This is a genomic window from Pseudomonadota bacterium, from assembly GCA_013285445.1.
Taxonomy (GTDB): domain Bacteria; phylum Pseudomonadota; class Gammaproteobacteria; order Xanthomonadales; family Wenzhouxiangellaceae; genus Wenzhouxiangella.
In genome coordinates this window covers 3414992-3426265 of the sequence record CP053448.1, presented here as the reverse complement: position 1 = coordinate 3426265, position 11274 = coordinate 3414992, and the positions used below count along the sequence as shown (strand labels likewise).

General features: G+C 63.7%; 7 protein-coding genes, 1 rRNA gene and 1 pseudogene. 4 read left to right on the top strand and 5 right to left on the bottom strand.

Annotated features, from left to right (window positions below; genetic code table 11):
* Nucleotides 1-41: 41 nt before the first annotated feature.
* The 3 genes and pseudogenes from rrf to HND55_15100 all read left to right on the top strand — a co-directional run bounded on the left by rrf (nt 42) and on the right by HND55_15100 (nt 2468).
* Nucleotides 42-156: ribosomal RNA gene (gene rrf / locus HND55_15110) — 5S ribosomal RNA — on the top strand.
* A gap of 444 nt (nt 157-600) precedes the next feature.
* Nucleotides 601-1820: pseudogene (locus tag HND55_15105) on the top strand (multidrug effflux MFS transporter).
* Nucleotides 1821-1940: 120 nt separating this feature from the next.
* Nucleotides 1941-2468 (top strand): TlpA family protein disulfide reductase, encoded by a 528-nt coding sequence (locus tag HND55_15100; protein QKK03866.1) that lies wholly within the window; start codon nt 1941-1943, stop codon nt 2466-2468.
* 41 nt (nt 2469-2509) lie between these two features.
* On the opposite strand, the gene HND55_15095 is transcribed toward HND55_15100, so the two are convergent.
* Together HND55_15095 and HND55_15090 are read right to left on the bottom strand one after the other, a co-directional pair.
* On the bottom strand, nt 2510-3460 hold the full coding sequence (locus tag HND55_15095) for a DUF3179 domain-containing protein (protein QKK03865.1): 951 nt from the start codon (nt 3458-3460) through the stop codon (nt 2510-2512).
* A 23-nt stretch (nt 3461-3483) separates the two neighbouring features.
* Nucleotides 3484-4782 (bottom strand): dicarboxylate/amino acid:cation symporter, encoded by a 1299-nt coding sequence (locus HND55_15090; protein QKK03864.1) that lies wholly within the window; start codon nt 4780-4782, stop codon nt 3484-3486.
* 539 nt (nt 4783-5321) lie between these two features.
* On the opposite strand from HND55_15090, the gene HND55_15085 reads away from it, so the two are divergent.
* Nucleotides 5322-7013 carry a glutamine--tRNA ligase/YqeY domain fusion protein gene (locus HND55_15085; protein ID QKK03863.1) on the top strand — a complete coding sequence of 564 codons (1692 nt, stop codon included), beginning with the start codon at nt 5322-5324 and terminating at the stop codon, nt 7011-7013.
* A 25-nt stretch (nt 7014-7038) separates the two neighbouring features.
* On the opposite strand, the gene HND55_15080 is transcribed toward HND55_15085, so the two are convergent.
* The 3 genes from HND55_15080 to HND55_15070 all read right to left on the bottom strand — a co-directional run bounded on the left by HND55_15080 (nt 7039) and on the right by HND55_15070 (nt 11255).
* A complete protein-coding gene (locus HND55_15080) occupies nt 7039-7527 on the bottom strand; it encodes a tryptophan-rich sensory protein (protein QKK03862.1) in 489 nt (162 codons plus the stop codon).
* A gap of 101 nt (nt 7528-7628) precedes the next feature.
* Nucleotides 7629-8948: an NADH:flavin oxidoreductase/NADH oxidase family protein gene (locus tag HND55_15075; GenBank protein QKK04148.1), complete on the bottom strand. Its 1320-nt coding sequence runs from the start codon at nt 8946-8948 to the stop codon at nt 7629-7631.
* 24 nt (nt 8949-8972) lie between these two features.
* Nucleotides 8973-11255, bottom strand: coding sequence for a tetratricopeptide repeat protein (locus HND55_15070; protein ID QKK03861.1), 2283 nt, complete (start codon nt 11253-11255; stop codon nt 8973-8975).
* Between the last annotated feature and the right edge of the window lie 19 nt (nt 11256-11274).

The following is an 11274-nucleotide window of genomic DNA, read 5'->3' as shown; positions in this document are numbered from 1 at the left end:
GGGACATTTGCCGGGCTTTGCCCGGAAAATGGTTAGCCTTGCCTGGCGGCAATAGCGGCGTGGAACCACCCGATCCCATCCCGAACTCGGCAGTGAAACGCGCCAGCGCCGATGGTAGTGCGGCATTCGCCGTGCGAGAGTAGGTCACTGCCAGGCATTTACCCTAGGAACCCCGTAGCCACTTGTGGTTGCGGGGTTTCTTTTTATGTGGAAGCTAGTGGGCCATGCGGCTAATTAGGTAACACTCAGCCGCCGCACAAGCGACGTGGGCTGCGTTCCGCTCGCTCGACGGCCCGGCAAGGACGCCTTCGCTCGCGCGCCTTGCCCCCGACGCTTGTGCGGCGGCTGAGTGTTACCTAATTAGCCGCATGGCCCACTAGCCTCAGCGTCCTGGCAGTAACCAACGGTCACGCCTGGCCTTCCTCCGCGGCAAGGCTCCTTGCGCCTGAGGGCGCAAACCGCCTTACCCCGCCGGGCTACGCTGTGCGCGCCCCTTCGGGTCGCGCGATTGTTTGAATTCCCTAGCTGGTCTGTTACCCCGCTACCAATTGTTGCTGGCGGATGTGGCAAGCTATCGGCTGATCTTCTGCACCCTAAACCGTGTCCACCCTTCGATTCGCCATACTTCTTGGCATGACCGTGGCTATCGGGCCGTTTGCGCTCGATACGTATTTGCCTGCATTTCCCGATATCGCCGCGGACCTTGGCGTGGACTTGCCCGCGGTGGGGCGGACGTTGAGTATCTACGTTTTCGCGCTCGGCCTAGCGCAGCTGGTGGGCGGACCGCTGTCGGACCGTTACGGGCGGCGGGTCGTGCTGTTCAGCGGGCTGGGCATATTTGCCGTCGCCAGCCTGATGCTTGCCCTGTCCGAAACGCTCGCGGCCATGATGGTCTGGCGGATGGTCCAGGCGATGGGCGGCGCCTGCTGCGCGGTATCAGTACCCGCGATTGTTCGTGATCGAACCCATGGTCAGGCATCGGCCAGTCTGTTTTCTCTGATTGGGATCGTGATGCTGACGGCTCCCGCTGTGGCGCCGGCAATTGGCACCGGGCTGCTCTATCAATTCAGCTGGCGCGCAATCTTTGTTTTCTTGGCAGCCTATGCGCTGGTCCTGGCAATCACGCTGCAGCGGTTCATGTTCAGTAGCCTTCGCCCGGCCCCCAAGATCCGAACGCCTGCTTCCACGCTGGTGACCAACTATATTGCGGTGATCAGCCACCGGACCACCATGCGCTTCATCGCGATACAGACGCTGGCCTTTAGCGTGATGCTGGTATTCATCACTCACGCCTCGTTTCTCTATCAGGGCTGGTTCGGCGCGTCGAACGCAATGTTTTCTCTGCTGTTCGCGGCCAACGTTGCGGCGATGGTTGCCGCAAATCTGCTCAATCGCCGTTTGCTCAGGACCTTTCACTCCACGCAGATCCTGTGCGCCGGATGCGCCATCCAGGCAACGGCTGTGTTGTGCCTGCTGCTCGCGCTCGCCGGCGGCGCCGGGCTGGCGACGGTCGCCGTTTGTCTGGTCGTCGCCGGCGGCTGTCTCGGTCTGATCATTCCCAATAACATCGCCAATGCCCTGGAGTTCTTCCCGCAGCTCGGCGGCACGGCCAGCGCATTGCTCGGTGCCGCGCAGTTTGCGCTGGGCGGGCTGATCAGCGCACTGTCGACGGTGCTCGTGGGCGCCACCCCCTGCCCGTTGCCCTGGTGATGGCCGCCTGTGCGCTCGCCGCGCTCGGATTCGCTCTCGGAGCTCCCCAGGCGATGCGCGCTGCCCTGGACATGCAATCCCGGTCGCGCGAGACCGTCGGTCGCGGGTGAGGAGGCCGTCGACTGGTCAACCGCGGGTCCTGACCGGGTCATAGGTACTTTCCCTGATGGACTTGAAGCGCGCGTCTTGCGATAAGCTGAACCCGGTTTCAAAGTGGCCCAGACTAACCCATGCGCTCACTGACTGCAGCCTTGCTCCTGCTCGCCAGCTTCGGTGTGCAGGCACAGGTGCCCGAATCGTTCACGCTTGAAAGCCTGGAGGGTGTCTCCTATACCCTGCCCGACGAGCAACATGGCGTCGGCATCTATTTGTTCTGGGCCAGCTGGTGCCCTTACTGCAAGGCACTGATGCCCCATATCCAGAGCATCCTGGACGAGTACGGCGACCACATCACGGTCTATGCGCTGAATTTTCGCGATCGCAACGACCCCGCCGAACTGATTGCCGAAAACGGCTACGGCTTCGTGGTCTTTCCCGACGCCGGAGACGTCGCCGCATCCTGGGGCGTTCATGGCACGCCGGGCCTGTTCATCATCGACGAGTCCAGGACTGTGCGATTGAACCTGTATGATGTGATCGCCGACAACCCGCCTGGCTACGACGCGCTCAGTCACGCCCAGAAGGCCGCACGCCGCGCTCCCTTCTGGGCCGCGCGAATCCGGGAAACGCTTGACGAGGTGATCGGGTCGGGCCGCTGAAGCCGGTCGGGCGCAGGTCGACCCTGCGCCCGGCATGGGCGTCAGATTTTTTCCGTGTCCGGGTGAAAGCTGTACCACGCGAACCAGAACAGCCGAATCGGCTCATGCCGTTGCCCGGCTTGATCCGTGGCGATCACCGAACCGTCCTCGAGGCGCTCGACGCGCAGCTGAATATCCCCCACTGACGCCTCGAGCGCACCCGATTCGTCCAGAGAGGACTCCATGACTGCAAGCGACTGCTCGTCGAATTCGAAACCGTAGACCACTGTCTTGGGATGAATCGTCAGATCCCGCCGGGAAACGGGAAAGGCGAGCCGTTCACTTTCGGCGTAACTCGCGTAGGCTTGGGCTTCGAAATAGTCGACGGACATCACGGCAGGAGTAAGCACAAGCGTGTCGGCATGAGCTTCCCGCCAGGTCGACCACTCGGTCATCGTGCTGGGCAGGGCTTTCAGCTCAGTACCCATTTTCGGGCCCATGATCGCGTCTCCGCTGATCTGCTGCCACAGCGACTTGGTCTTGCGGTCGTACATGACCAGGTCAGATTCATGTAGCAAGCCCGAAACACCGAATGACAAGGTTTCACCGTCAACGACCCGATCAAATACGATCCCGGAGCCGCACAGGGGGCACCACGTAACCGCGACTGGCTGGCCGCCGACTTCGTCATTGACAATTTCGTGGTGATCCATGATCGGCAGCGGATAGGCGCGTTGCTCGCCGCCGTAATCGATACCGAGAATGATCGTGTCCGGCGCCATGAAGTCTGCTTCCGTCGCCGGGACGTAAACCGGATCGTCGATCGCCGGAATGCAGTCTCGCCTGGGACAGCCCTGATAAAGGGCTTCGTAATCGACCAGGCTTTCGGTGTCCGGCCCATAACCGAAGGTTTCGGCCAGGATGTCGTGGTCGAACGCATTGCGTTGTCGCTCGTCCCCGGCTGTGGCGATGGCAACGACCAGTACTGCCCAAAAAAAGATGACAGTTCGCATACTTTACCTCCGTGACGATCGATTCAGCCGCCAGGCGCCGACGACACCGGCTGGACACGGATCGAATTAAACCGATCGCGGTCGAGTTCACCCTCGCTGTTGGCCACGATGCAGGTTACCGTGGCATCGCCGGTGACGTTGACCGCCGTGCGCGTCATGTCAAGCAGGCGATCAACCCCGAGTATCAGCGCAATTCCTTCCGTCGGCAGGCCAACCTGCTGCAGCACGCCGGCCAGCAGTATCAGCCCCACTCCGGGCACGCCAGCCGCGCCGATGGAAGCCATGATGACCATGAACACCACCATCAGATACTGACTCAGGCTCAAGTCTACGCCGTAATACTGCGCGATGAACCCGACGGCTATGCCCTGCATGATCGCGGTACCGTCCATGTTGATTGTTGCGCCCAGCGGAATGGTGAAAGAGCTGACTCGGTTGCTGACGCCGAGGCGTTCCTGAACCGCGCGCAGGTTGACCGGGATGGTCGCTCCGGACGACGCGGTGGAAAACGCAAACACCATGACATCCTTGAACTGGCGGTAGAAGGTCAATGGACTCAGCCCGGTAAACATCTTCAGCAGTGCGGGGTAGACGACCGCGGCATGCACGATCAATATTGCCATGACCAGCATGACGTACTTCAGCACGCCGTAGAACGTGCCCCAGCCCGTGGTGGCAGCCATGCCGGCAATCAATGCAAACACGCCATACGGCGCGATCAGCATGATGATACCGACCAGCTTCATGACCACGTCCATCAAGTCCGAAAAAAACTCACCGACGCGCCGGCCCTGTCGACCGGCCAACGACATGGCCAGCCCCAGAAGGATCGAGAACACGATGATCGGCAGCATGTTGCCCTCGGCCATGGCCTCGACCGGGTTTCGCGGAACCAGGTCGATCAGCACCTGCTTGAAAGGGGGCGCTTCGGAGATTTCGGGTGCGGCCATGCCTTCGGGACTGGCACCAACGCCGGTCTGAAACACCTGCCCGGCAGACAGCGCAAGAATGACGGCAAGGCCGGTCGTGATGAGGTAGAGCCCGATTGCCTTGCCTCCGACCCGACCCAGGCTGGCAGGGTCTGCCAGTGATGCCACGCCGGTGACCAGCGAGACAAAAACGATGGGTACGATCAGCATGCTCAGGAAGCGCACGAAAATCTCGCCGACTACGCTGAACAGCCCGTCGATGATCCAGGTTTGTATCCACCCGACCTCGCCAGCCGTGAAATTCAGCGCCAGCCCCACCAGCAGCCCCAGCCCCAGGCCGGCCAGGATTCGGGTGCTCAGCTTGTGGTGGTCGAAGCGGTGTTCTTCTGTCATGGTGTTCTTGCCGGAATTCTGGGACTCCGAGAGGGTAGCCTAACGTCGGCATCGGGTCTAGCGTGACGCCGAGCGATGGGGCCGCTTCGGTTGGCGGGCTCGGGTACCTTCCGTGGGCTCATACCAAATCACAGATTCCAAAATCGCCCACAGAGGCGCCCGAGCCCACTAGTGGTCCTTCAACCTGATAATTTAGGGTTCAGTTGGTCTGTCAGCGTTCAGGGCAAGGCGCGGCTCGCAGTGAATGGCCATCGCCCTTTACAAGAGCCGGAACGCAGCCATGGACGCTGACAGGCCAACCCTTCGGGCGCTCCTGTAGCGCTCCGCTGCTGCGTTCCGCCGCTTGGCAAGGGCTACGGCCATTCCCTGCGCGGCGCGCCTTGCAGTGGAGCGCTACAGGAACGCTGAACCCTAAATTATCAGGTTGAAGGACCACTAGTTATGAGTCCGGGAAATCCCCCGCATCGCCATCTCGTCCCGCCTCGACTGTCAACATTGGCCGGTATAATGCCCGCCTTGAGCGACGTGACGTGATTCCCATGAGCAGTAGTGACCAGCCGGCCCCTCCGACCAACTTCATCCGCAACCAGATCCGCAGGGAGATCGAGGCCGGGCAGTGTGAGCGGGTGATCACGCGGTTCCCGCCCGAACCCAACGGCTTTCTGCACATCGGCCACGCCAAGTCGATTGTGCTTAATTTTTCCCTTGCCGAGGAATTTGGCGGCTATACCAATCTGCGCTTTGACGATACCAATCCCGCCCGCGAGGAACAGCGCTATATCGACTCGATCAAGGAAGATGTGCGCTGGCTGGGCTATGAGTGGGAGCACGAATGCTATGCCTCGGACTATTTCGAGACGCTCTATGAGTATGCCCTGCACTTGATCGATAACGGCCTGGCCTATGTCGATGAACAGGATGCCGACAGCATTCGCGAGCAGCGCGGAACCTTGACCGAGCCGGGCGCCGAAAGCCCCTGCCGCGACCGGCCCGCGGCCGAAAGCCGCGAACTGTTCGAGCGTATGCGCGACGGGGAGTTCGGGGAAGGCAGCTGCGTGCTGCGGGCAAAGATCGACATGGCCGCGCCCAATATCAATCTGCGCGACCCGGTGATTTATCGCATTCGCAACAAGGCGCATCCGCGCACTGGCACCACCTGGTGTATCTACCCCAGCTACGACTTCGCCCACGGCCAGAGCGATGCCATCGAACACATCACCCATTCGCTGTGCACGCTGGAGTTCGAGGATCATCGTCCGCTCTATGACTGGCTGATCGAGCATCTGCCGGTTCCGGCACGCCCCCGTCAGATCGAATTCGCCCGGCTGAATCTTGACTTTACCGTGCTGTCAAAGCGCCGGCTCACGGCATTGGTCGAGGAGGGCCATGTCAACGGCTGGGACGACCCGCGCCTGCCGACCATCGCCGGCATCCGCCGCCGCGGCTTCACGCCCGAGTCGATCCGCAGCTTCTGCACCGAGATCGGCGTGACCAAGTCCGAAAGCATCATCCCCTTCGGCGAGCTCGAGCGCCACCTGCGCGATGACCTCAACGTGCGAGCGCCGCGCCGCATGGCTGTTCTGCGTCCGCTCAAACTGGTGCTGACCAATTTTCCCGCCGATGAAACTGAATGGGTCGAGACGGCCAATCACCCACAGAATCCGGATATGGGTACGCGCAAGGTTCCACTGACACGCAAGCTGTGGATCGAGCAAGACGATTTCATGGAAGAGGCGCCGAAGAAGTTCTTCCGCCTCAAGCCCGGCGGCGAAGTCCGCCTGCGCAACGCCTTCATCATCCGGTGCGATGATGTCTTCAAGAATGAGGCCGGCAATGTGGTCGAACTGCACTGCAGCTTCGACCCCGAGACCCGCTCAGGCCAGCCCGGCGCCGAGCGCAAGGTCAAGGGCACCATCCACTGGGTATCGGCCGAACATGCGATCACCGCCGAGGTGCGCCTGTATGACCGCCTGTTCAACATCCCCCATCCGGCCGTCGACAAGCAGCGGGACTTCACCGAGCACCTCAACCCCGATTCGCTCGAGGTACTCGACAACGCCCGGCTGGAGCCGGACCTGGAGAAAGCCGGGCCCGGCGAGTTCTTCCAGTTCGAACGCCTCGGATACTTCGTGCCCGATACCGACGGCACACCGGATCGGCCGGTTTTCAACCGCGCCGTGACCCTGCGCGACACCTGGGCCCGGCTGGAAAAGCAGCTGCGACAGAGCTGAACGGCGCGCCCGGGGCCTGACCGCATTAGTAATGGTTCAACCACCAGAAACCCAGGTTGAGCACAAAGGCAAAGCCGACCCAGGCCAGATAAGGCACCATCAGCCAGCCGGCCGGGCGTGAGACACGGCGGAACACGATCACGCAGGCCAGAATCGACAGCCACAGCAGTGCCATTTCGATAGCCGCCGCGCCCATCCAGTTCAACCCGAAAAACAGCGGTGTCCACAGGGCGTTGAGCGTCATCTGCAAAAGCCATAACGCGATCGGCCGGGAACCCCATCCCGAGCGACGCCAGACCAGCCAGCCGGAAACGGCGATCAGGGCGTAGAGCAGCGTCCAGACCGGCCCGAACAGCCAGTTGGGCGGAGCAAACGGCGGCCGTTCCAGCGCTTGGTACCACTCGCCGGGCGGAAACAGGATGCCGCCAGCCGCGGCCGCAAAACTGATGGCAAAAAATACCGGCAGGGCCAGCAGTGCCTGCGAATGGCGATGGGCGATGCGTTTGCCGCTCATCGTCGCGACGCCTTCAAGCGATATCTGCGCTCAGACATTGTGCGTTCCCTGCTCAGCCCTGGCATCGACAGGGAGTATATGGCGGCGCTGTCGTCGGCCCATCAGTGCGACTCGCGCTCCTGTTGCGGTTCGACCTTCAGACGGTGGCTTCTGGCATCGGCACGTTCGCGCAGCTGATGGGCAATCAGTGCCGCCCACAGGTTCATGCGCCGCCGGGGCTGACGACCGTCGGCCATGCGCAGGATGTTGCGGTAGAAAAAGGCCATGGCGGCGAAACCGTTGGCGGCCTTGACCAGGTCGCTGCGTGAACGGGGTCCCAGCCAGCCAGGCCCCAGGCGGAAGGACTTCTCCGGAGCCGGCAGATCATCGATCGACCCGGACAGCAGTTGCCCGGGTGCGTCCGGCGACACGCACAGGGGCCGGGCCAGGCCAATCACACCGACCCCCTGTTCCAGCGCCGCGGTCATGGCGCGGCGGGTGCGAAAGCCGCCAGTGACCATGACCGGCAACTTCGAGCGCCCGATGATGGCTTCGGCGTAGCCCATGAAATAGGCTTCACGCGCCCGCGTGCTCTCGCGCACGTCCTCCTCGAACACCGGCTCGAGCCCTGAAAAGCCCATCATGCGCGGCTGTTCGTAGTTGCCGCCGGAAATCTCGAGCAGGTCGATGCCCTCGTCCTCGAGCCAGCCGACGACCCGCAGGCAATCGGCAAACGAAAACCCGCCCTTCTGAAAGTCCGACGAGTTGAGCTTGACCGCCAGCACGCGCCCACCGCCGATGCGCCGGCGCACGGCGCGCACGATCTCGATCAGCAGCCGGGCGCGGTTTTCCAGCGAACCACCCCACTCGTCCCCGCGCCGGTTGGCCAGCGGATTGAGGAACTCGGATATCAGGTAGCCGTGCGCGGCATGGACCTGCACGCCGTCGAAGCCGCACTCGCACAGCGTGCCGGCGCTGTGCGCGAAGCGCTCGATCACGTCGCGGATCTCGGCCGTCGTCAGCGCGCGCGGGGTGCCGAACAGGCCGCCGGGCAGGCCCAGGGCGACGGCCGAGGGACCGACCGGTTCGACGGCGATGGTCTTCGGGGACTGCCGGCCGGCATGGGAGATCTGGGCCAGCGCCACCCCGCCGCCCTGGCGCGCGGCGGCCGCGAACGCTGCGAGTCCTTTACGCCGGCCGTCGCTCGGGTCGCCGTCGACGACAATATTGGCCGGCCGCTCGCGGTAGCGCCCGTCGACCATGATGTTGCCGGTGATCAGTACACCGGCCCCGCCCCGTGCCCAGGTCGCGTAGAGCCGGGCGATGCGCGCGCCGGCCCCGCCGTCCGGCTCGGCCAGACCCTCGGTCATGGCCGCCTTTGCCAGTCGATTGGGTATTGTCGTTCCGCAGGGCAGCTGCAATGGCTGGTTGAACGGGTGCATGCCGTCGTGGGATCGGTTCATGGATCAGGGCGCCGACTGAAGTGGCGCGCGGTAACGCGCCAGTTCCGGGGCATCGGCAGGATAGTGTGCCTCGGCGATGTTCAGCGCTGAAGCAAGCAGGGCGGCCGACTCCTCCTGTCGTCCCTGCTCATGCAGGAAACGCCCGTAGCCGAGATAGACATTGGCCAGGGCCAGGGGCGGACTGCTGCCCTGGGGCTCGTGTAGCCGCGCGGCCTCGATGTAGAGCTGTTCGGCCTCGTCGCTGCGGCCGAGTTCGTGCAGAATCCTGGCGTGAGTGACCAGGCCACTGCTGATGCGCGCGTTGTCCCGGCCGAACACCTGCTCTCTCAGCGCCAGGCTTTCTTCGGAGGCAGCCAGCGCGATGTCGAGATTGCCGAGCTGGCGCTCGATGTTGGCCAGCACGGCCAGAGTGACCGCCAGCGAGGACAGGCTCCAGTCGTTGGCCCGCTTGATGGACACCGATTCGCTTGCCGCCTGTCTGGCCTCTTCGAAGCGGCCCTGGGCGCGCAGGGCCAGGGCCAGGTTGTGCAGCGGCGCGGCGGCCTGAATTGCATCGCCGCCGCCGACCTGACGGTGCAGCTCGATCGAGCGGCGCAGCGATACTTCGGCGCGCTCGGACCACCCCAGATCGTTCTGCATCAGTCCGACGTTGTTCCAGGAATCGGCCAGGTCATGATCGACCGGGCCATTGGCCTGGCGCCATTCAAGCGCCCTGAGCAGCAGCGGTTCGGCCTGATCAAAGCGTCCGAACGCGCGCTGAATGTTGCCCAGCCGATTGAACGAGTCGGCGACCAGTGCATGGTCCGGACCCAGCAACTCCTCGCGCAGGGCCAGCGACTGCGAGAGCAGATCGACCGCGGGCTGTTCGAGGCCGAGATTGCCGTAGGCCAGTCCGATGACTTGCATCAGACGGGCTCGCATCAGTGGATCTTCTTCCAGCTCTCTGGCAATGCGAAGGGCGGCCTGGTCGAGCAGGTCACGGGCGCTCAACCCGGCCGGATTGGTCTCGCGCGGGTCGGAGTGCTGGAACAGTTCGATCAGAAACCCGGAGGTCTGGTTGGCCACGGCGGCTTCGCGTTCGGCCTGGTCGCGGGCCATCGCCATCTGCTGCGCCTGCCAGCCCATGACCGCGGAAAAACCGACCAGAAGCAGGACGATCAGGGCGCTCAGGCCAACGCCGGCCGGATGGCGCCGGGCGAACACGCTCAAGCGGTACAGCGATGAGTCGGGGCGCGCCAGCACCGGACGGGCTTCCAGCCAGCGTTGGAGATCCTCGCTCAGTTGCCCGGCCGACTGGTAGCGCCGCGCCGGATCCTTGTGCATGGCTTTAGCGACGATGCTGTTGAGATCAGCCGCGCGTCCGCGCCGGCCGGGAAACGGCGGCGCCGGTTCACTGTGACAGATGATCCGCTCGAGCTCGGTCGGTCGGCGTGTCCTGATCTCGTAGGGCCGGCGGTCGGCCAGCAATTCGTAGAGCACCACCCCAAGCGAATAGATGTCGGTCAGCGGCGTGACCGGCTCGCCGCGAATTTGCTCGGGGCTGGCGTAATGCGGGGTCATCGCCCCGGCCACGGTCAGCACCGTGTCGTCGCCGCCGCCGCGCTCCTCGCCAATCAGCTTGGCGATGCCGAAATCGAGCAGCTTGAGTTGTCCGTGGCTGTCGATCAGCACGTTGGCCGACTTGATGTCGCGATGCACAATCAGATGCTGATGGGCAAACTGGACTGCCTGACACAAGTCCAGGAACAGTCGGATGCGCGCGCCGCGATCAAGGCCGTGCTCGCGCACGTAGCGGTCGATCGGCAGACCGTCGACAAACTCCATGGCCACGAACGGCGCCCCGTCGGCGTCCTCGCCGCCGTCGACGAGCTGGGCGATGTTGGGGTGGCGCAAGCTGGCCAATACGCGCCGCTCGACGGCCAGACGCTGCCGGGCCAGCTCCGAATCAAACGCTGCGTTCAGGCGCTTGACCGCCAGCAATTGTTCGAATTCTTCGGTCTGGCGCCGGCACAGGTAAACCACCCCCATGCCACCCTCGCCGAGCTTGCTCAAGACCCGGAACGGGCCAACCCGCCCGGGTAAGCGGGTGCCGGTCGCCTTGCCTTCGACGGCCTGACGCAGGACATCCCGGGTACCGGCATCGGCCGCCAGCATCGCCTCGACCCGCCGGGCCACACCGGGGTCGTGCCGGGCCACATCGGCCAGCAATTCGGCTTGTGCCTCGGGCGAGAGCGACAGGGCCTGCTCGAACAGTTCCTCGATCTGGCGAAAACGGGCGGCGTCCATGCCGCCAAGAATGAGCGAC